Consider the following 20,700-nt stretch of genomic DNA (forward strand, 5'->3'; position numbering starts at 1 on the left):
TGATTGTAATGTGAACACAGCCTCACGCGACCTGACGCTGCAGTCGCCTGAGGGTACCCGTTTCGCGCAGTCATGCCCGTGGCGCATGGCCAGTGGCCTGCAGCGGGTGCGGCAAGGGCTAAAGTTCGTTCCCGAAAATTCATTTGACGTACTTGTTTGTGTCGCACCGCGGCCACGGCCGCCGTTTTGAGCGTCTGGATTTGACCATTTTGCGTCGTGTGCAGACAGAATTCGCCCTCTGGATTTTTGGCATCATCGCCAGCGCTTATGCAGCACCATAAGCTGACGTGATAATGTGTGATTTCGCACCTGAAATTTTGTTAAAACAACATCGCTGTCACAAATCTGTCGCAAAACTTGGCAACAATGGACGCTTTCGCGTCATGCCCATCATGCTGCGCGTGTCTGCTTTTGCATAACACGCGGATGGCATGCCAGGTTGATCGAAAAGAAACAGGTACTCACCCAATGCAGCCTCAGGGTTGCGGGTTGATGGCACTGCCGGCGCACTCCGGTGGAGCGAACTCAGAATCACAGGTTGCAGTTGCAGTCGGGTCTGTTTTTCGTGAAAAACTAAAGAGAGGATCAGGAACATGAGCAAGATGGGCATCAAGGTCACGCTGCTGGCAGCAGCCATCGGGGCAATCGGCGCCGCACAGGCTGAGGCACCTGCCAAGCTGGTGGCAGCGGCCAAGGCAGAAGGTGAACTCACCGTGATCGCACTGCCGCACGACTGGTGTGGCTATGGCGAAGTGATCAGCAGCTTCAAGGCCAAGTATGGCCTGAAGGTGAACGAACTGAACCCGGACGCAGGCTCCGGCGATGAAATCGAAGCCATCAAGGCGAACAAGGACAACAAGGGTCCGCAAGCACCGGACGTGATCGACGTGGGTCTGTCCTTCGGCCCGCAAGCCAAGGCTGCCGGCCTGATTCAACCGTACAAGGTCAGCACCTGGAACAGCATCCCGGCTTCCGCCAAGGATGCCGACGGCTTCTGGTATGGCGACTACTACGGCGTGCTGGCTTTCCAAGTGAACACCGACATCATCAAGAACGTGCCGAAAGACTGGTCCGACCTGCTGAAGCCGGAATACAAGAATGCCGTGGCACTGGCGGGTGATCCGCGTACCGCCAACCAGGCCATCCAGGGCGTGTTCGCTGCAGGCCTGTCGCAAGCCAAGGGGGACGTGAGCAAGGCTGGCGATGCCGGTCTGAAGTTCTTTGCCCAACTGAACAAGAACGGCAACTTCGTACCGGTGATCGGCAAGGCCGCCTCGCTGGCCCAAGGCACCACCCCGATCATCATCCGCTGGGACTACAACGCCCTGGCTGACCGCGACACCCTGAAGGGCAACCCGAAGGTCGCCGTGGTGATCCCGAAGACCGGCGTGGTAGCAGGCGTGTACGTACAGGCCATCAGCGCCTATGCACCGCACCCGAACGCCGCCAAGCTGTGGATGGAGCATCTGTATTCGGATGAAGGCCAGGTTGCATGGCTGAAGGGCTACTGCCACCCGATCCGCTTCAACGATCTGGCTGCCCGCAAGAAGATCCCGGCTGACCTGCTGGCCAAGCTGCCACCGGCTGCTGCTTACAAGGGTGCGCTGTTCCCGACGCTGGAACAGCAGGAAGCCTACAAGGCCGCCATCACCAAGCAGTGGGATCAAGTGGTCGGCGCTGCCGTCAAGTAACATCCTGCCTTGCAGTGCCTCCCTGCCGCCCACCCGGGTGGCAGGGGGTGCTGTCTGTGTATCACCGCCTCACACAAGGCTGACATCATGGCCGATACCTCTCGGGTTGCTGGTCCCGCTGCGTCTGTTGCAGACCGCAGCTGGCTGAACTGGCTGGGCGTTGCGCCCTTCCTGCTGTTTGCCCTGCTGTTCCTGATCTTGCCCACCAGTTTGCTGCTGGTCGGCGCCTTTCAGGATGCCCAGGGTCACTTTACGCTGCAAAACATGCGCAACCTGTTTCAGGAAAACATCCTGAATGCTTATTGGTTGAGCATCCAGATCAGTGCGGCATCCGCCTTCTTTGGCGGCATCATCGGCGTGCTGATGGCCTGGGCGGCCATTCAGGGCCGTTTGCCAGGCTGGATTCGCCCCACGTTGATGACCTTCAGTGGCGTGGCGTCCAATTTTGCCGGGGTGCCGCTGGCATTTGCCTTCCTCGCCACCCTGGGACGCATGGGTCTGGTGACGGTGCTGGCGCGCGACTATCTGGATTTTGACCTGTATGGTACCGGTTTCAGCATTCTCAGCTTCACCGGGCTGACGCTGACCTACCTGTACTTCCAGATTCCGCTGATGGTGCTGATCATCAGCCCGGCCATCGAAGGCCTGCGCAAGGAATGGCGCGAAGCCTGTGACAGCCTGGGGGGCTCCAGTTTCCATTACTGGCGCTACATCGGCCTGCCGGTGCTGTGGCCCAGCATCATGGGCTCTACCCTGCTGCTGTTCGCCAATGCCTTTGGCGCCATTGCCACCGCTTATGCGCTGACCGGCAGTTCGCTCAACATCATCACCATCCAGCTGTATGCACAGATTCGTGGCGACGTGCTGCATGACCCCAACCTGGGTTACGCGCTAGCCATGGGCATGGTGATCATCACCGGCCTGTCGAACGCCGGCTACATCTGGCTACGCTCGCGCTCTGAGAGGGGTCGCAAATGAAACAGAACCGTATCGGCGCCTGGATCGCCATCATCATCGGCACCCTGTATTTCTTTGTGCCCCTGCTGGCGACCTTCATCTTCAGCCTGAAGATGCGACGCGATGAGTACAGCTTTGATGCCTATGTGGCGGTATTTACCGATCCACAGTTCCAGGCCACCTTTGGCTACTCTACCCTGCTGGCCTTGCTGACCATCGTGGTCGGCGTGCTGCTGGTAGTGCCCACCGCCTACTGGGTGACCTTGCGTCTGCCCAAGGCGCGTCCGGTGGTGGAGTTCATCACCCTGCTGCCGCTGGTGATCCCGGCCATCGTGATCGTGTTTGGCTATCTGCGCATGTACAACAGCAGCTCCATCCTGCCGATGACCAGCAGCGAGCGCGCCACCGACATCCTGTTGCTGTGCAGTTACGTCACCCTGTCGCTGCCCTATATGTACCGCTCGATCGACACCGGTCTACGGGCCATTGACGTGCGCTCGCTGACGGAAGCGGCAGAGAGTCTGGGTGCAGGCTGGACCACCATCCTGTTCCGGGTGATTTTCCCCAACATCAAGTCGGCCATCCTGTCCGGTGCCTTCCTGACCTTTGCCGTTGTCATCGGGGAGTTCACCATGGCCAGCCTGCTGAGCCGCCCGGCCTTTGGCCCTTACCTGCAGCTGATCGGCGCCAACCGCGCCTATGAGCCGTCGGCGCTGGCCATCATCGCCTTCATGATTACCTGGGCCTCGATGGGGCTGATCCAGGTGTTTTCACGCAACGCTGGCGCCCTGCGCAGCAAGGCAGAACAAGGCCACTGAGCCAACACACACTGAGAGTGGAATACTGACATGGCCTTTCTCGAAATCAATCACCTGAAAAAAGCGTTCGGCACCCACACCGTGGTGCACGATTTCAACATGAACATTGAGCAAGGTGAGTTTGTCACCTTTCTCGGGCCGTCCGGTTGCGGCAAGACCACCATCCTGCGCATGGTAGCGGGCTTTGAGACCCCCAGCAGCGGCCAGATCTGCATGAATGATCTGGACGTGACCCGCTTGCGCCCCAATCAGCGCGACATCGGCATGGTGTTCCAGGCCTACGCCCTGTTCCCCAACATGACGGTGCGTGAAAACATCGGCTTCAGCCTGAAGATCGCCAAGAAATCGGCAGCGGACATCCGCCAGCGGGTGGACGAAATGCTGCAGCTGATCAAGCTGCCGCAGCTGGCGGATCGCTACCCCTGGCAGCTCTCCGGCGGACAGCAACAGCGGGTAGCGCTGGCGCGCGCGCTGGCGGGTGAACCCAAGCTGCTGCTGCTGGATGAGCCGCTGTCCGCGCTGGATGCCAAGATTCGCGTGTCCCTGCGTGACGAAATTCGCTCGCTGCAGCGCAAGCTGGGCATCACCTCCATTTTCGTGACGCACGATCAGGAAGAAGCCCTCTCCATCTCCGACCGTATCGTGGTGATGAACGAAGGCCGCGCCGAGCAGATCGGCACCCCATTCGACATTTACAACTACCCCCGCACCCGTTTCGTCGCTTCTTTTGTGGGTACCCTGAACCAGTGGGCGGGGCAACTGGTGGATGCCAGCACCGGTAAAGTGCAGCTGGATGGGGTGACACTGACCACCAGTCGCCTGCCCAAATCTGCGGCATCCGCCCTGACCCTGGCACTGCGTCCGGAATCGGTTCGTCTGGGCGAAGGTGGCGATGGCCGCAATACGCTGGCAGCAACAGTAGAAGACGTCAACTTCCTGGGCGCTGTGGTGCGTATTCGTGCTCGTATCGCTAGCCAGACCGTCAGCTTTGACCTGTTCAATGATCCGCATCAGCCGCTGCCGCGGCCGGGCGATGCCATCAAGCTGAATTTCTCTTACGACAACCTGCTGGTGCTGGAAGACGCACCCGCTGCCTGACAGCCCCCCGCCACATGGCGGGGTAGCGAGAGATGCCATGACTGAACTTGCTTTGTTTGACCTTGACCATACGCTGATCCCGTTTGACAGTTCCCAGGAATGGGGCCGTTACATGATGCAGCAAGATATGGCGCCAGAAGGGTTTGCGGCCCGACTGGACCAGTTTCAGGAAGACTATGTAGCCGGTACGCTGGACATGGATGCCTACCTGCGCTATTTCGCCGCCCCGCTGGCCAACTACAGCCGCACTGAACTGGACCAGTGGCATGAACGCTTCATGGATGCCGTGGTGCGCCCGCAAATCACCGCAGAAGCACGCCAGCTGGTACAGCAGCATCTGGACGCGGGACACCTGTGTGGCATCGTCACCGCCACCATTGACTTCGTCACCCGCCCGATTGCACGTGAATTCGGCGTGGAACACCTGCTGGCGATCACACTGGAAACCGCCAATGGGCAGGAAGATGGCGCGTATACCGGGGGCTGGGTTGGCATCCCGACCTTCCGCGAAGGCAAGGTCACCCGCAGCGAAATGTGGCTGCAAGACATGGGGCTAAACTGGGACAGCTTTGCAGCGATTCACTTCTACAGTGATTCGATGAACGACCTGCCCCTGCTACGTCATGCCAGCCATCCGGTTGCCACCAACCCGGATGCACGCCTGAAAGTGCTGGCCGAGCAAGAAGGCTGGCCGATCATTCAGTTGTTCTAAGCCGTCTTTGGGTTAGCCGGGGTGTCCGGCGCTGGCCAGCGGTGCCAGCGCCTGGCACCATCCGGCCAGCATCGCCGCAAAGTCCACCTCGGTCACCACGTCCTTGGGCGCACACGCCGCGTAGCGAGCCGCCACTTGCTGCAACCAGCCATACAATTGCTGATCCGCCTGCAGCAAGGCTTGCCATTGCTCGATCGAAGGTAACGGTTCGCCAGTCAGCCAGCGCTGCCATTGGCTCAGCCAGCGATAGCGCAAGGTCTCCAGCACCACCCACATGAAGTGGCTGCTCCCCACCGGCCCGGCCTGCCAGCCTGGTCGGGTCATTCCGCAGCGCTGCAAACCCGCCTCCAGCTGCCGCACTTGCGCGGTGGGCCCACCCCAGGCCAGCGGCCAGCCTGCCCACAGGGGATCGGGAGGCAACTGGCTGAGATAAGCCACCCCCGCCTCCGTAAACGCTGCCGCATCGTGGATCACCTGTTCAAACCAGCAGTGACGCGCATCAACCACCATGCAGGACTGCAAGGCCAGACTGGGCTGCAACCAGTCCTCATCACCCAGGCGAACAATGATGCCCTGACGGGATTGTGCCAGCCAGTGCTGCAGCGCCACTGCATCATTGCAGGGCAAAGCCGTGATCGCGGTGGTCTCAAACCACGCCTGCTGTGCTGCGCCGGAACGGGTGACGGCTACCCGCATAGCCCCTCCTGGATGGCTGGTGGTGTCTGGCAGGCCCTGGCCTGCTGGCGCAGCCAGTCGCACACCGCCTGTACCGCCGGACGGTGTGCCACCTCCTTGCGCCACAACAAATGATAGGCGTAGGGGCCGCACAGGGCAGGATACGGCAAAGCCTGTAGTCGCCCTGATTGCAGATCATCCAGTAAATGCGGCAGCGGCGCAATGGCTACGCCTTGCCCATGCCGCGCTGCCTCCAGCGTCAGATAGGTATGCGAGAAGGTCGAACCCAGCCGCCGCCCTTCCGGCAGTTGCTGCAGGGCAAACCAGCGCGGCCAGTCCAGCTGCTCAGGCAGCCTGGATTCAAAGCGGTCAAACAGCAAGGGCCAGCTCTCGGTCTGCTGCAATGACAAGCTGCGCAGCAAGGCCGGGGTGGCCACCGCCAGATACCACTCCGGCATCAGCGGTTCATGGGCAAGCGCAGGCCAAGGACCTGTACCGAGCCGAATTGCGATGTCGATCCCCTCTCGCTGCAAGTCTTCCGATGGAATGCTGGCCAGCAGGTTCAGCTCGATCCTCGGGTGCTGCCGTCGGAAATCCTCCAGCCGGGGCATCAGCCAGCTGCTGGCCAGTGAGGGCACCAGCGTCAACGACACCTGATGCGACGCCCCTTGCTGCTCGCGGTGCTGGTGGGCCAGCCCTTCCAGCTGTGACAACAAGGGGCGCCACTGGCTGGCCAGCTGGCTGCCCGCTTCGGTCAGCATCACGCCACGCGGCAAGCGTTCAAACAGGGCACTTCCCAGCCAAAGTTCCAGCTGCCGGACCTGATGCGCCACCGCTCCAGCGGACAAATGCAATTGCCGCCCCGCCTGCTGGAAACCTCCCGACTCCGCAGCGACAACAAATACCCGGATCGCGGTTAATGGCGGTCCCTGCACATAGCCCCCAAATTTTAATGCCTGAGCGCACAAACTATCGCTTTGCGATACCGCTGGCAAGCCCGCTAGACTGCAGCCCATCCTGATCACTGCCATCACACTGCCATGCCGAATCGCCATACACCCGCCTTTGGCCTGTTGCTGATCCTGATTTCTTCCGCAGGCTTTGGCTGCATTCCGTTGCTGGCCCACCTCGCCTATCAGGACGGGGTTAACGCCACCAGCCTGCTGGCGCTACGCTTTCTGGTGGCCATTATTCTGTTACTGCCTTGGGTTTACCGCAAACGCGCGCAATGGCCAGACCGGCGGCAGGCGCTGGTATACATGCTCATGGGTGGCGTGTTGTATACCCTGCAGGCACAAAGCTATTTCACCGCCTTGCAGCATGCCAGCAGCGGGCTGGTGGCCTTGTTGCTTTATGTTTACCCCATTCTGGTGGTGCTGTTCTCCGCCATGCTGCGCTGGGAGCCGCTCAGCTGGCAGCGCGGTCTCCTGCTGATCCCGGCATTCGGTGGCACCCTGCTGATGCTGTCGGGTCCAGTGCAAGGCTCGACGCTGGGCGTGGCGCTGGGGCTGGCTTCGGCACTGTGCTATGCCGTGTATATCCTGTGTGGCAGCCGCTTGCGGGGCGATGCGCTACTGTCTGGCTGGCTGATCCTGTGTGGGGCTGCCATCAGCAACACACTGCTGGCCACGCTGCAAGGCTGGCAGTGGCCCAGTCACGCCTCGGGCTGGCTGGGCATTCTGGGGCTGGCTGTGTTTGGCACCGTGCTGGCCATCACCCTGTTCCTGGCGGGCATGGCACGGGCCGGGGCAGGCCCCTCGGCGATTGTGTCCACGTTCGAGCCGGTAGTCACCATTGCGCTCGGCTATCTGCTGCTGGGCGAGCGACTACAGCCCATGCAGTGGCTGGGGGGCGCACTGGTGCTACTGGCGGTGGTGCTGCTGGCGCGGCAAACCATGTCAGCAAAAGCGCTGGCGAACGACTAAACTGGCAGGAGACTTCGCTGGAGCCTGTTATGTCTGTTGCCTCGCCATATCGCCGCCGTTATCTGCAGTGGGGTAGCGCTGCCACCCTGCTTGCAGTCTTGCCGCAGTTGTCCCTGGCCGCCAGTACCGACAGCGTGCGACGTCAGCAAGGCCAGCTGTGGATCAACGATCAGCCTGCCCAGCTGGGCAGCCCGGTCAAGGTGGGCGATGTCTTGCGTACCGGTGCCGACAGTTCCGCACAGGTGGTGCTCGGCAAGGATGCCTACCTGCTGCGTGCCAATACCCGCCTGCAGCTGACCCCAGCCAGCGATGACGGATTGGTGGTCGGCGTGCTGCGCCTGTTCAGTGGCGGCGTGCTCGCCTCGTTCGGGCGCGGTAACAAAACCTTGCGCACCCCGACCCTGACCGCCGGCATACGTGGCACCGGCATCTATATGGAAACCCAACCGGGTGGCACCTATTTCTGCACCTGCTACGGGCAAGTGGAACTGACCGACCTGCAAGGCAACCGCCGCTGGATCAGTTCTGCCCATCACCAATCCGTGCTGTCTGACCAACAGATGCAAGATGCTGCTCTGCTGAACCACACGGATCACGAGCTGATCGAGCTCGATGCCCTGCAAGGGCGTACCCCTCCCTTTGTTGCCAAGCCCAGCTGACCTTCATCCGGTGCTGCAGGGCAACATTATTTCCGTGAAGTGACTAGCAAGCGCTCGAAAAAGCGGTAAACTTGCGATACACTTCCGCCAATTGTGAACTATAGTTTACTATTCATGACACCGGGACCGCGACAGCGCCCGGGCAAGGGTGAAAAGGGACCGAGACATGGAACGCGAATACATGGATTACGACGTCGTGATCGTCGGCGGTGGGCCTGCAGGCCTGTCGGCGGCGATCCGGCTCAAGCAACTGGCCAATGAAGCAGGCCGCGAGCTATCAGTAGTGGTGCTGGAAAAAGGCTCCGAAATCGGCGCGCACACCCTGTCTGGTGCGGTAATGGATCCGCAAGCGCTGACCGAGCTGATTCCGGACTGGAAAGCCCAGGGCGCCCCCCTGAATGTGCCAGTCACCGAAGACCGCTTTCTCTTCCTCAGCGAAACCGGCGCCACCCGTGCCCCCAACTGGCTGCTGCCCAAAACCCTGCACAATGAAGGCAATTACATCGTCAGCCTGGGCAATGTCAGCCGCTGGCTGGCGCAGCAAGCCGAAGCGCTGGGCGTGGAAATTTTCCCCGGCTTTACCGCCTCACAGGTGCTGTGGGACGAAGAGCGCCAGATCGTGCGCGGGGTGATTACCGGTGACATGGGCGTGGCGCGTGATGGCAGCCAGAAGGGTGAATACACCCCGGGCATGGAGCTGCGCGGCAAGTACACCCTGTTTGCCGAAGGCTGTCGTGGCCACCTCGGCAAGCAGCTGATCCAGCACTACCAGCTGGACGATGGCCGCGATGCGCAGAGCTACAGCATCGGCATCAAGGAGCTGTGGGACATCGACCCGACCAAGCACAAGCCCGGTCTGGTGGTACACACTGCGGGCTGGCCGCTGAACAGCGACACCTATGGCGGCAGCTTCCTCTATCACGCCGAGAACAATCAGGTGGTGGTGGGGCTGGTGGTGGGGCTGGGTTACAGCAATCCTTATCTGAGCCCGTTTGAAGAGTTCCAGCGCTACAAGCATCACCCGGAAATCCGCCAGTTCCTCGAAGGGGGGCGCCGTATTTCCTATGGTGCCCGTGCCATCGTCACCGGTGGCTTGCAGGCGCTGCCGAAGCTGACCTTCCCCGGCGGTGCGCTGGTGGGTGACAATGCCGGTTTCCTGAATGTGCCACGCATCAAGGGCAGCCACGCCGCGATCAAGAGTGGCATGCTGGCCGCAGAAGCCGCATTTGAAGCCTTGGGAGCCGACCGCGCACATGACGAACTGAGCGCTTACACCACCCGCTTTGAGGGTAGCTGGCTGCACGATGAACTGCACCGCGCCCGTAACTTCAAGCCGTGGATGAGCAAGGGCGGCTTGTGGCTAGGGACACTGATGGCCGGAATGGACCTGAAGCTGTTTGGTGGCAAGGCCCCGTGGACGCTGCACAACAGCACACCAGACCATGCCAAGCTGAAAAGCAAGGATGAGTGCGAACCGATTGCCTACCCGAAACCGGATGGCAAGCTGTCTTTCGACCGCCTCTCCTCCGTCTTCCTCTCCAACACCAATCACGAGGAAGACCAGCCCTGTCACCTGACGCTGAAAGACGCATCCGTCCCCATCAGCATCAATCTGGCCCGTTATGATGCGCCGGAACAGCGCTATTGCCCGGCGGGGGTGTACGAAATCGTACGCGCCGACGATGGCAGTAACCCGCGTCTGCAAATCAACGCGCAGAACTGCGTGCACTGCAAGACCTGTGACATCAAGGATCCCACCCAGAACATCAACTGGGTAGTGCCGGAAGGTGGCGGCGGCCCGAACTACCCCAATATGTAAACGGCCCGTCCTGCCCTGCATACACCCCGCCCTGGCGGGGTGTATGCTTTTCAGGCTTGCGCAGACTCAAAGCCTTGCAGCACATTCACCGCATTGATGCCGATTTCTTCCACGGCATACCCGCCCTCCATCACGAACAGGGTCGGGCAACCCAGTCCGCCGATGAGCTCCCCCATCCGCAGGTAGTCCGGCGAGCTCAGCTTGAACTGGCTGATCGGGTCCTCCTGATAAGTATCCACCCCCAGTGACACCACCAGGGCATCTGGTGCAAACTGGCGAACACGCTCACACGCTGCTTGCAGCGCCTGCTGGTAAGCGGCCCAGACGGTGCCGTGCGGCAAGGGGAAATTGGCGTTGTAGCCCTCGCCCTCCCCCGCGCCGATTTCATCGGCATAGCCCAGAAAGTAGGGATACTCCACCCGTGGGTCGCCATGAATCGAGGCCACCAGCACATCGTTGCGGCAGTAGAAGATATCCTGGGTGCCGTTGCCGTGGTGATAATCCACATCCAGCACCGCCACCCGCTCCGCCCCCTGATCGCGTAACATCTGCACCGCGATGGCGGCGTTGTTGAGATAGCAGTAGCCGCCCATATAGTCACGGGCAGCATGGTGCCCGGGCGGGCGGCACAGGGCAAAGGCAGCCCGCTCACCCTGTTGCAGCAGCTGTGCGCCGGTCATGGCGACTTGCGCACTCTGCCACACTGCCTCCCAGGTACCTGCGGTGATCGGTACCCCGGCATCCATTGCATAGTAACCCAGCAAACCGTCGATATCCTGCGGGATCCGATCGGTACGCAAGCGGCGTACCGGCCACACCAGTGGCAAGGCATCATGGCTGCGACCTGCCGCAGACCAGCGCTGCCAGGCCGATTGCAGGAATTGCACAAAGCCCGCGTCGTGCACCCGCAACACGGGCTCCAGACCAAACGCTTGCGGCGCACGCACCTCACCCAGCCCGACCGCCTGCACCCGCGCCAACACCATGTCGGCACGGCTAGGCATCTCAAAGCAGGGCTTCATCTCTCCATCAATCAACTCAGCCTGGCCGTGATGCAGGCGATGGCTGTCACTGTAAATCGTCAACATGGCTAAAACTCCGGCAAAACAAGGGGCCGCCCCCTGTCTTGTGCGGGGGCAGCAGCCCGGATATCCGGGCGTCAGGAAGGTGTCACCTTACTTCTTCAGCTTGGTCCACACCTTGTCGCGCAGGGCCATGGCCTTGGTAGAACACAGCTTGTTGGGCACAAAGCGACTACGGTAAGCCGCGGGCGTGTTCACAGCCGGGTCATCACGCAGGGCCGGCAGCAGGAATTTGTCCGAGCCCTGGATGGCATTGTTGTAGCCGGTAAAGTTGGAAGCCAGCGCAATGTTTTCCGGGGCCATCATCCAGTTGATGAACTTGAGCGCGTTGTCCTTGTTCTTGGCCCCAACCGGAATGGCGAAGTTATCGTTCCAGAACGACATCCCTTCCTTCGGGTAGACGAACACGGCCGACTTCAGCTTTTCCTTGGTGCGGTGCGCCGCGCCGTTCCATTGATGGTGCAGGATCACTTCCTTGGCCTGCATGCGCTCGATGGTGCCGTCCGAGTTGTACATCGCCAGCATTGGCTTCTGTTTCAGCAACAAGTCCAGCACCTTCTGTGCTTCCTTGGGGTCTTCGGTACACTGGTCGACCTTGAGGTACAGCGAAGCGGCAACGAACAGCTCATTGACATCATTGAGGGCCACCATCTGCCCCTTCATGGCAGCGGGCGGTTCAAAGAAGCTCTTCCAGCTGTCCTCCAGTTTGCCGCCTGGCACCCGGGTGGAATCGTAGGTAAAGCCGGTGACCCCCCACATATAGGGCGCGGTATAGCTGCGGCTTGGGTCAAAGACGGGCTTGTTCAGGGGTGCCGTCACATTCTTGAAGTTCGGCATCTTGTTGACGTCGATCTTCTCCAGCAGCTTCTCGGTGATCATGATCTTCACCATATAGTCGCTGGGCACAATCACGTCGTAGCCCTTGGCACCGGCCTTGAGCTTGGCGAGCAGGGTTTCATTGCTGTCATACACATCCAGGTTGACCTTGATGCCGGTATCCTTCTCGAACTTCTTCAGCAGATCGAGCGGAATGTAGTCCGACCAGTTGTACAGGTTCAGCTCCCCACCTGCTCGGGCCACACCGCTCATGCCCAATGCCACCACCAAAGCCAGATGACGCCACTTCATGCTTGCTCTCCTTGATGTGATGCAAAGTCTCAGGGTTTCTTGCGCCCCAGCCACCAGGACAACACCACAAACCCCATGGATACCAGCAACATCAGTGCTGACAGCGCATTCACCTCCGGTGAAATGCCCCGTCGCACCATGCCATAGATATGTACCGGCAGCGTGGTGCTGCCCGCCCCCGCCACAAACGAGGTAATCACGTAATCGTCCAGCGACACAATGAAGGCCAGCATCGCGCCGGAAAGAATGCCCGGCAGCAACAGCGGAAACGTCACCCGCCAGAACGTACGTTGCGGCGTGGCATACAGGTCTGCCGCCGCCTCGAACAAGCGCGGGTCCATGCCTTCCAGCCGGGCGCGGATCGGCAGGTAGGCAAACGGGATGCAGAACACGGTATGCGCTATCAGCACGGTGAGCATGCCCAGCTCCAGCCCCAGCGCCAGAAACAACAGCAGGGACGCGACCGCAGTGACGATTTCCGGCGCCAGCATCGGCAAGCCCAACATGGCCTGCACCAGTCCCTGCCCACGGAAGCGGCCCGACGACATCGCCAGCGCCGCCAGGGTGGCAAAGGAGGTGGCAATCAGGGTGGCGCCGGTGGCAATCAGAAAGGAATTACGTGCTGCGCGCAGGATGTTGGGGTCATCAAACACCACGCCATACCATTGCCAGGAGAAGCCGGTCCAGATCGTCGCCACCCGATTGGCGTTGAAAGACAGTGCAATCAGCACCACGATCGGCAGGTACAGATACACCAGCGTCAACCAGGCCATGCTGCGCACGCCACGGAAACGCCAGAGCGGGTTATGCGGGTTCATGCGGCCTCCGTGCTGCGGCGGAAGCGCCACTGATACGCCAGCATGGCCAGCAATACCATCAGCAGCAGGGTAAAGGACAAGGCGGCACCGAATGGCCAGTTTCGCGCTGTACCAAACTGGTTCTGGATCAGGTTACCAATCATCAGTTGCTTGCCCCCCCCCACCAGCTCTGGAATGTAGTACGAACCAATGGCGGGGATGAACACCAGCATGCAGCCTGCCACGATGCCCGGCATGGCCAGTGGCAGGATCACCCGACGGAACGCCAGCCAGCGGTTGGCACCCAGGTCAAATGCCGCCTCCACCAGTCGCCAGTCCATCTTTTCCAGGCTGGTATAAATCGGCAGGATCATGAAGGGCAGGAAGGCATAGACCATCACGATGCCTACCGCCGTCGGCGTATACAGCACCCCCAGCACCCCGTCAGGCAGCCCCAGCAGCGGGCGCAGACCGTCAATCAGCCCGCCGTTGCGCAACAGCAGCATCCAGGCAAAGGCCCGAACCAGCAGATTGGTCCAGAACGGGATCGAGATCAGAAAGATCAGCCGGTTACGCGCCCGCTCTTCCTGCAGCGCGATATACAGCGCCGTGGGCAGGCCAATCAGCAGGGTCGCCAGGGTCGCCAGTCCAGCCAGCAGGAAGCTGCGCAGGAAAATCTGCAGGTAATCCCCGTTCAATACCAGCTGGTCGTCCAGATCGCGTTCGTACAGAAACTGAACGTAACCTTCGGCACTGTATTGTCCCCATTTCACGCCGCCAAACGTGTCGGGCGCCATGATGGACATCCACGCCATCAGCCCCATCGGCAGCACCATGAACACAAACAGGGTGAGTACCGTCGGGGACAACAGCAAGGGGCGCGACCAACGTGAGGTACGCATGCTCAATCCTCCAGCACTTGCACGGCGGTCGGATCCAGCACCAGCCCGACACGGTCGCCACGTTGCCAGCGCTGCTGTGCGCCCCGGTCGTTCTGCATCCGCACCTGACAGGGATGCCCGCCTTCCAGCGTCAGCTGATACAGCGTATCGGTACCCAAGTAGACCACCTCCTGCACCGTGGCGGCCAGGCCATCACCGGGTGCATTCACCCGCATCCGCTCCGGGCGCACCGCCAGCGTCACCACTTGGCCAACGGGGTGGGTGGGCGCGGCAGGCAGCCCTACACCTTCACCCAGCTGGTAGCCGTCGGAGGTCACCGTCGCGGGCAGCAGATTGATGTCGCCAATGAAACGGGCCACGAACCGGTTGGCCGGGTGATCATAGATCTCGATCGGGCTGCCCACCTGCTGCACCTTGCCGCCGCTCATTACCGCAATGCGGTCTGACATGGTCAGCGCCTCTTCCTGATCGTGAGTAACAAACAGGAAAGTAATGCCGGTTTCACGTTGCAAACGCTTGAGCTCAACCTGCATCTCCTTGCGCAGCTTGAGGTCAAGCGCAGAGAGGGACTCATCCAGCAACAGCACCTTGGGGCGGTTGGCCAGTGCGCGTGCCAGTGCGACCCGCTGCTGCTGCCCGCCCGAAAGCTGCGCCGGTTTGCGCGACGCCATGCCTTCGAGCTTGACCAGCGCCAGCATCTCCGCCACCGTCTGCTGAATCACTGCAGTGGATTGGCGCTGCATCTCCAGCCCGAAGGCCACGTTCTGTGCCACCGTCAGATGCGGGAACAGCGCATAGCTTTGAAACACGGTATTGATGGGGCGCTTGAACGGCAAGGTACCCACCAGTGAGGTGCCATGAAGCCGAATGTCGCCCGAAGTCGGTTGCTCGAAGCCCGCAATCAGCCGCAGCAAGGTGGTTTTGCCACAGCCGGAGGGGCCCAGCAGGGTAAAGAACTCGTTCTCGCGTATGCCCAGAGAAACCTTGTCCAGCGCCAGCGCGCCTTGGGCAAAGGCCATGCAGACCTGGTCAATGTCAATCGCCGTCCGGGTAGCGGTCATGCACATATCCTGTGAGGTAGCAGGGTTCAGTGTAGCGTGCGCCAGCTCAGCGTGCATGCTCAATCTCCCGCATGCCATCACTGCTGAGGATGCCGCCATAACATTGTGGCCGGCGATCACGGAACAGGCCCCAGGCATGGCGGCGGCGTTCAATGGCACGCAGGTCGTAGGTTTGCAGCAGCACCCGTTCATCTTCCTGCCCGGCACTGACCAGCAGCGCGCCTGTCTCATCGGTCAGGAAAGATGAGCCATAGTAGCGCTGTGAAAAGCGCTGGCCCTGTTCCACGCCAATGCGGTTGGCGGCGATGACCGGTATCACGTTGGCGGCTGCATGGCCCTGCATCACCCGCTGCCAATGTGCGGAAGAGTCCAGCGCCGGGTCTTGTGGCTCGCTGCCAATGGCGGTCGGATACAGCAACAGCTCAGCCCCTTGCAAGGCCATGATGCGTGCGGCTTCCGGAAACCATTGGTCCCAGCAGATACCGACCCCAATACGGCCATAGCGGGTATGCCATACCTTGAAACCGGTATCGCCCGGCGTGAAGTAGAATTTTTCGTTGTAGCCCGGCCCATCCGGGATATGGGTTTTGCGATAGACACCGAGGACCTGTCCATCGGCATCCAGCATGGCAATGCTGTTGTAGTAGACCTGCCCTGCCCGCTCAAAGAAACTGATGGGCATCACCAGCTGCAATTCTGCCGCCAGCCTGGAGAAGCGCTGAAGGGTGGGGTGACCCGCCATGGGCTGCGCCAGCCGCAGATGGGCCGCATCCTGGTCGGTACAAAAGTAGGGTAACTCAAACAGCTCCGGCAACAGCACCACCTGTGCGCCTTGGGCGGCGGCCTGTCGCACCAGTCGTTCAGCGGTAGCAATATTGTCTATGGATTGCCATGAAGCAGCGGCCATCTGGATTGCGGCTACGGTACAGTCCATCCTCCACCTCCCCCTTGTGTGACGCTATTGTGAACCGTGACCGTGCGCTGACTGTCAGCGTGAATGCGGTCAGCCAGGGGATCATTCCGGCCAACCGTTACTGCGTTGCAGCATGCGCAGGCGGCGCAGACCGCCAGTCACTCGGGCAGCGTCCGGTCCAGCGGCGGAAGGCATGGCGAAAGCTGGCGGTCTCACTATAGCCCAGCCGCTCGGCCACTTCGGCAATCGGTAAACGGGTTCGCTCCAGATAGTCCACTGCCATCTGACAGCGTACCCGGTCCAGCACCTGCTGGAAATGCACCCCTTCGGCCAGTAGCCGCCGCCGCAAGGTACGCTCGGACATGCACAAAGATTTGGCCAGTACATCCAGCTGGCCATAATGCGCCGGGTTACTGCGCAGCAAGTGCAGCACGCGCGCCAGCAAGCGGCTGCCTTGCGTTTGCTGCCACTCCTGTTGCAAGCGCTCGCACTGCTGCACCGCCATGTAATGGCTGACCGGCTCCGCCAGCGGCAAGGGCTGTGACAGCCATTCACGCGGGAACCACACCGCATCGCACGCCGCCTCAAAGACGGGCATGACACCAAAGCAGGGTATGTAGGCCGAAGCATGCTCCGGTCTGGGGAAGCGCAAGCTCACCGCACTGGCCACCGTGGCGCGCCCCAGCACATCACCAATAATGGCCCACAACGAGGCCAGACACATGTCCGCGTTAAGGGGGTAGAGCGCGGCGCGCGCATGGTGCGGGCCCGCCACCAGCGCAGCAAGCTCTCCGTCCTCATGCAGGTTCAGTTCAAAGAAACTGCCCAGCAGGCCGGGAAAATCCAGGGCACAGCGCAAGGCATCGCGCAGCGTCGGGCTGACCAGCATGGCATAGCCGAGCGCCCCGTAGCTCGACACATGCATGTTGCGGCCAATGCGCAAACCGATGGCGGTATCCTGACTCAAGCGCAAGGCATTGGCGAAAATGGTCAGCTCCTGCCCTTGCGTGATCATGGCGGCTGGCGTTTGCAGGTCCGACTCACTCACCCGGCTGCCCGTGAGCAAGGCCGATACTGCAATCCCCTGCGCCTGCAGCAGCTTGGCCGTCAATGACACGGTATGCAGCGTCATCGGGCGTTGATCGTAGTCGTCGGCAAAGGCGGGGTCCATGGCCGTAATTGTGCGCCTCCACCGTCAATCGTCAAGAGCAGCCAGCCGCGACACAAGCAGGTAGAATGGCAGCTCTATTTCACCCCATGATGCAAGGTAGACCGTGTCTGAACGTCCGATGCTGGTGCTGGCCAGCGACAACGCGGGCAAGCTGGCCGAATTCCGGCAATTGCTGGCTCCGCTTGACCTGCAGATCGTCCCGCAAGGAGAGCTGGGCATTCCGGGGGCGGATGAGCCCCACGCCACGTTTGTGGAAAATGCGCTGGCCAAAGCGCGCCACGCCAGCCAGCTGAGCGGCAAGCCCGCGCTGGCGGACGACTCCGGCCTGTGCGTACAGGCCCTGGGCAATGCGCCCGGCGTCTGGTCAGCGCGTTATGCCGGGGACCCCAAGTCAGACGCCCGCAACAATGCCCGACTGCTGGAGGCGTTGAACGGCGTCAGTGACCGCCGTGCGTATTTCTACTGCATCCTGGCCCTGGTAAGCCACGCCAACGACCCCCGCCCCATCCTGTGCGAGGGCATCTGGCGCGGCGAGATTGCCCAGGCGGCAGACGGTGAACACGGCTTTGGCTATGACCCGCTGTTCTGGCTGCCGGGTCTGGGCTGCACCTCGGCGCGCCTGAGCCGTGAGCAGAAAAATCAGCATTCGCACCGTGGTCAGGCGCTACGGTCATTGTTGCAACACTTGCAGGAAGAAGCATGGTGAGCTTTACCCCCCCGATCTGGCACAAGGCGGACGGTAGTCCGGTATCCTGTGTCGAGAAAATCAAGGTGCTGAACGAGAACCTGGAAGAATTGCGCCAAATGGCGCAAGACGCGCTGGAAGATGCCGTACTGCTGGAGTGCACGGAAGCCCAGATTCGGCAGGCACTGCATACGCTGATCGACAGCCTGCACAACCCCTATCAGGAAGCCGGTCAGTGAGTGCACCGGTGGCCCTGCCGGTGGGGCGCAGCAACTGGTCCTTGCAGAGCCTGCCGCCGCTCTCCCTGTACGTGCATATCCCGTGGTGCATCCGCAAGTGCCCATACTGCGATTTCAACTCGCACGAAAAGCGCGGTGAGCTGCCGGAGAAGGCTTACCTCGACGCGCTGGTGCGCGATCTGGAGCTGGCCTTGCCGCTGGTATGGGGGCGGCGGATTGTCTCCATCTTCTTCGGTGGCGGCACCCCCAGCCTGCTGTCGGCCCAGGGGCTGAGCCGCCTGCTGGATGACCTGCGTGCGCGGCTGCCCCTGCTGCATGAAGCCGAGGTCACACTCGAAGCCAACCCCGGCACCTTCGAGATCGAGAAATTCCGTGATTACCGCGCGGCGGGCATCAACCGGCTATCTATTGGCATCCAGAGCTTCAACCCGCGCCACCTGCAGGCGCTGGGCCGGGTGCACGATACTGATGAAGCACGCCGGGCCGTCGACATCGCCGCTCAGCTGTTCGACACCTTCAATCTGGATCTGATGTACGCGCTACCCGGCCAGACGCTGGATGAAGCGCTGGCCGATCTGGACACCGCGCTGGGCTGGCAACCGCCGCATCTTTCCTGCTACCACCTGACGCTGGAACCGAATACCCTGTTCTACCGCAACCCGCCTGACTTGCCGGACGATGACCTGTCGGCAGACATGCAGGAAGCCATCGAGCGGCGGCTTGAAATTGCAGGCTATCAGCACTATGAGACCTCCGCCTTTGCCCGCCCCGGCCACCCTTGCCAGCACAATCTGAACTACTGGCAGTTTGGCGACTATCTGGGCATTGGCGCAGGCGCGCACAGCAAGCTGAGCTTTCCGGACCGCATTATCCGGCAGGCCCGCTACAAGCAACCGGCAGCCTACCAGCAACAGGTCGCCGCCGGTACACCGGTGCAGGAAGAGCGGCAGGTCACGCTGGACGAACTGCCGTTTGAATTCATGATGAATGCGCTGCGCCTGACCGCGGGCGTACCCACTGAGCTGTTTGCCCGCCATACCGGCCTGCCCTTGTCGCGCATCGAGCGCACCTTGCAGCTGGCCGAACAGGACGGCTTGCTGTACCGTGATCTTCAATCCTTGGCGCCCACCTTGCGTGGACAGCGCTTCCTCAACAGCCTGTTGCAACGCTTCTTGCCGGAATCCCGCCCATGAAAGATGACGCCCCGCGCCTTGCCATACTGATCGATGCTGATAACGTCAAGATCAGCACCATTACCCCGCTTTTGTCAGAAATTGCCCAGTATGGCCGCATCACTACCCGGCGCATCTATGGTGATTTCACCTCCAACAACCTGGCAGGCTGGCGCGCCGTGATTGCCGAGCATGCCATTCAGCCCATCCAGCAATACCGCAACACCATCGGCAAAAATGCCAGCGACAGCGCGCTGATCATTGATGCGATGGACATGCTGCACTCGCGGCGCTTCGACGGCTTCTGCATCGTCAGCAGCGACAGTGACTTCACCCGCCTCGCCGCCCGCATCCGCGAAGACGGCCTGATGGTGTACGGCTTTGGCGAGCGCAAGACACCCAAATCCTTTGTGTCAGCCTGCGACAAATTCATCTACGTGGAAATCCTCAGCACCACCAGCGAGATCAAGCCGGGTAGCAGCAAGAAAAAACCGAAGTCGCCACAGCAAAAACAGGTCGACCCGATTCGCGATGTGCTGGCCCGTGCCGCACAAAGTGCAGCCGGTGAAGATGGCTGGGCGCAGCTCGGCAAGGTCGGTCAGCTGGTCAGCGCCAGCCAGCCCGACTTTGACCCGCGCAACTATGGCTTTGGCAAGCTGCGGCAACTGATCGAATCGTTTGGTGACTTCCAGCTGGAAACGCGGGCGCATGGTGCCGGGCAAAGCCTGTTCATCCGCCTGCGCGACAGCAGTGGCCCGAGCACACCTGTGACGCCAGCCGCAAGCAGTGCCCCAAATGCGACACCCGCCGCAGCCTCCAATGGCGAGCGCCGCGATGAGCGCAAGCGCCGCAAGGGTCGTAACCGGCGCGACGAAGCCGCGTCCTCCCTCATGGCCACCGCTGCGCCAGCCGAGGAGGCCCCTTCAGCGCCTGCAGTCGAAGCACCGGCTGCTGCGCCCGCCTCTCGCCCGCTGCAACAGGAGTTGCATGACCTGCTACAGCACGCGGTACAGCAATCGCTCAGTGCCGATGGCGCCGCCCTGCTCGGCAGCATTGGCCAGCAATTGCGCAAGCTAAAGCCGGATTTCAACATCCGCAGCTATGACTATGCCACGCTGACCCAGGCGCTGGCAGACAGTGGCTTATTCTCGCTCAGCGGCAAAGGGGCTGCTTTGCGAGTCCGTTTGAAGTAACCC

General features: G+C 61.3%; 22 protein-coding genes. 12 read left to right on the plus strand and 10 right to left on the minus strand.

Translation table 11 applies throughout. The features are described 5' to 3' along the window. Window positions 1-337: 337 nt before the first annotated feature. Complete coding sequence (locus tag ACE3O2_RS03260) at window positions 338-610, minus strand: hypothetical protein (RefSeq protein WP_374334782.1); 273 nt, start codon at window positions 608-610, stop codon at window positions 338-340. Here ACE3O2_RS03260 and ACE3O2_RS03265 point away from each other — a divergent pair. The 5 genes from ACE3O2_RS03265 (at window position 594) to ACE3O2_RS03285 (ending at window position 5,276) form a co-directional block, all read left to right on the plus strand. Beyond that, a complete protein-coding gene (locus tag ACE3O2_RS03265; protein WP_168876428.1) occupies window positions 594-1,691 on the plus strand; it encodes an ABC transporter substrate-binding protein in 1,098 nt (365 codons plus the stop codon). The genes ACE3O2_RS03260 and ACE3O2_RS03265 overlap by 17 nt on opposite strands. An 87-nt stretch (window positions 1,692-1,778) precedes the next feature. Further along, the gene (locus ACE3O2_RS03270; protein ID WP_168876429.1) at window positions 1,779-2,669 is read left to right on the plus strand and encodes an ABC transporter permease subunit; all 891 of its coding nucleotides are present in this window, start codon (window positions 1,779-1,781) and stop codon (window positions 2,667-2,669) included. After that, window positions 2,666-3,466 carry an ABC transporter permease gene (locus ACE3O2_RS03275; protein ID WP_168876430.1) on the plus strand — a complete coding sequence of 267 codons (801 nt, stop codon included), beginning with the start codon at window positions 2,666-2,668 and terminating at the stop codon, window positions 3,464-3,466. The genes ACE3O2_RS03270 and ACE3O2_RS03275 overlap by 4 nt, the downstream gene beginning before the upstream one ends. 30 nt (window positions 3,467-3,496) lie before the next feature. Continuing rightward, window positions 3,497-4,564 (plus strand): ABC transporter ATP-binding protein, encoded by a 1,068-nt coding sequence (locus ACE3O2_RS03280; protein ID WP_168876431.1) that lies wholly within the window; start codon window positions 3,497-3,499, stop codon window positions 4,562-4,564. A gap of 37 nt (window positions 4,565-4,601) precedes the next feature. Next, window positions 4,602-5,276: an HAD family hydrolase gene (locus tag ACE3O2_RS03285; protein ID WP_374334783.1), complete on the plus strand. Its 675-nt coding sequence runs from the start codon at window positions 4,602-4,604 to the stop codon at window positions 5,274-5,276. A gap of 12 nt (window positions 5,277-5,288) precedes the next feature. Here ACE3O2_RS03285 and ACE3O2_RS03290 read toward each other — a convergent pair whose 3' ends face one another. After that, entirely contained in the window at window positions 5,289-5,972 is a 684-nt protein-coding gene (locus ACE3O2_RS03290) for a hypothetical protein (protein ID WP_168876433.1), read from the minus strand. Continuing rightward, window positions 5,963-6,886, minus strand: coding sequence for a LysR substrate-binding domain-containing protein (locus tag ACE3O2_RS03295; protein WP_374334784.1), 924 nt, complete (start codon window positions 6,884-6,886; stop codon window positions 5,963-5,965). The genes ACE3O2_RS03290 and ACE3O2_RS03295 overlap by 10 nt, the downstream gene beginning before the upstream one ends. A 105-nt stretch (window positions 6,887-6,991) precedes the next feature. Between ACE3O2_RS03295 and ACE3O2_RS03300 the strand changes: the two genes are divergently transcribed. The 3 genes from ACE3O2_RS03300 to ACE3O2_RS03310 all read left to right on the plus strand — a co-directional run bounded on the left by ACE3O2_RS03300 (window position 6,992) and on the right by ACE3O2_RS03310 (window position 10,354). Next, window positions 6,992-7,876, plus strand: a complete 885-nt coding sequence (locus ACE3O2_RS03300; RefSeq protein WP_374334785.1) for a DMT family transporter — start codon at window positions 6,992-6,994, stop codon at window positions 7,874-7,876. Window positions 7,877-7,905: 29 nt separating this feature from the next. Further along, on the plus strand, window positions 7,906-8,535 hold the full coding sequence (locus tag ACE3O2_RS03305; RefSeq protein ID WP_374334786.1) for a hypothetical protein: 630 nt from the start codon (window positions 7,906-7,908) through the stop codon (window positions 8,533-8,535). A gap of 148 nt (window positions 8,536-8,683) precedes the next feature. Further along, complete coding sequence (locus ACE3O2_RS03310; protein WP_374334787.1) at window positions 8,684-10,354, plus strand: electron transfer flavoprotein-ubiquinone oxidoreductase; 1,671 nt, start codon at window positions 8,684-8,686, stop codon at window positions 10,352-10,354. A gap of 50 nt (window positions 10,355-10,404) precedes the next feature. On the opposite strand, the gene ACE3O2_RS03315 is transcribed toward ACE3O2_RS03310, so the two are convergent. From ACE3O2_RS03315 to ACE3O2_RS03345, 7 genes are all read right to left on the minus strand, one after another. Next, on the minus strand, window positions 10,405-11,442 hold the full coding sequence (locus tag ACE3O2_RS03315) for a histone deacetylase family protein (protein WP_374334788.1): 1,038 nt from the start codon (window positions 11,440-11,442) through the stop codon (window positions 10,405-10,407). An 87-nt stretch (window positions 11,443-11,529) separates the two neighbouring features. Further along, window positions 11,530-12,564 carry an extracellular solute-binding protein gene (locus ACE3O2_RS03320; protein ID WP_168876439.1) on the minus strand — a complete coding sequence of 345 codons (1,035 nt, stop codon included), beginning with the start codon at window positions 12,562-12,564 and terminating at the stop codon, window positions 11,530-11,532. Between the two features lie 29 nt (window positions 12,565-12,593). Next, window positions 12,594-13,382: an ABC transporter permease gene (locus ACE3O2_RS03325; RefSeq protein WP_374334789.1), complete on the minus strand. Its 789-nt coding sequence runs from the start codon at window positions 13,380-13,382 to the stop codon at window positions 12,594-12,596. Next, complete coding sequence (locus tag ACE3O2_RS03330) at window positions 13,379-14,263, minus strand: ABC transporter permease (protein WP_374334790.1); 885 nt, start codon at window positions 14,261-14,263, stop codon at window positions 13,379-13,381. The genes ACE3O2_RS03325 and ACE3O2_RS03330 overlap by 4 nt, the downstream gene beginning before the upstream one ends. Before the next feature lie 2 nt (window positions 14,264-14,265). Continuing rightward, window positions 14,266-15,324 (minus strand): ABC transporter ATP-binding protein, encoded by a 1,059-nt coding sequence (locus ACE3O2_RS03335; protein WP_374334791.1) that lies wholly within the window; start codon window positions 15,322-15,324, stop codon window positions 14,266-14,268. A gap of 46 nt (window positions 15,325-15,370) precedes the next feature. Next, window positions 15,371-16,258 (minus strand): N-carbamoylputrescine amidase, encoded by an 888-nt coding sequence (gene aguB, locus ACE3O2_RS03340; RefSeq protein WP_374334792.1) that lies wholly within the window; start codon window positions 16,256-16,258, stop codon window positions 15,371-15,373. A gap of 97 nt (window positions 16,259-16,355) precedes the next feature. Further along, entirely contained in the window at window positions 16,356-17,408 is a 1,053-nt protein-coding gene (locus ACE3O2_RS03345) for an AraC family transcriptional regulator (protein ID WP_374334793.1), read from the minus strand. Between the two features lie 118 nt (window positions 17,409-17,526). Between ACE3O2_RS03345 and rdgB the strand changes: the two genes are divergently transcribed. The 4 genes from rdgB to ACE3O2_RS03365 are packed head-to-tail and all read left to right on the plus strand — an operon-like array spanning window position 17,527 to window position 20,697. After that, window positions 17,527-18,114 carry an RdgB/HAM1 family non-canonical purine NTP pyrophosphatase gene (gene rdgB / locus ACE3O2_RS03350; protein ID WP_374335518.1) on the plus strand — a complete coding sequence of 196 codons (588 nt, stop codon included), beginning with the start codon at window positions 17,527-17,529 and terminating at the stop codon, window positions 18,112-18,114. Next, window positions 18,108-18,332 carry a hypothetical protein gene (locus ACE3O2_RS03355; RefSeq protein ID WP_374334794.1) on the plus strand — a complete coding sequence of 75 codons (225 nt, stop codon included), beginning with the start codon at window positions 18,108-18,110 and terminating at the stop codon, window positions 18,330-18,332. Before rdgB ends, ACE3O2_RS03355 begins: the two co-directional genes overlap by 7 nt. A gap of 8 nt (window positions 18,333-18,340) precedes the next feature. Beyond that, entirely contained in the window at window positions 18,341-19,525 is a 1,185-nt protein-coding gene (gene hemW / locus ACE3O2_RS03360; RefSeq protein ID WP_374335520.1) for a radical SAM family heme chaperone HemW, read from the plus strand. After that, window positions 19,522-20,697, plus strand: a complete 1,176-nt coding sequence (locus ACE3O2_RS03365) for an NYN domain-containing protein (RefSeq protein ID WP_374334795.1) — start codon at window positions 19,522-19,524, stop codon at window positions 20,695-20,697. Before hemW ends, ACE3O2_RS03365 begins: the two co-directional genes overlap by 4 nt. Window positions 20,698-20,700 lie beyond the last annotated feature (3 nt).

The organism is Leeia sp., from assembly GCF_041909055.1.
GTDB classification, from domain to species: Bacteria; Pseudomonadota; Gammaproteobacteria; order Burkholderiales; family Leeiaceae; genus Leeia; species Leeia aquatica.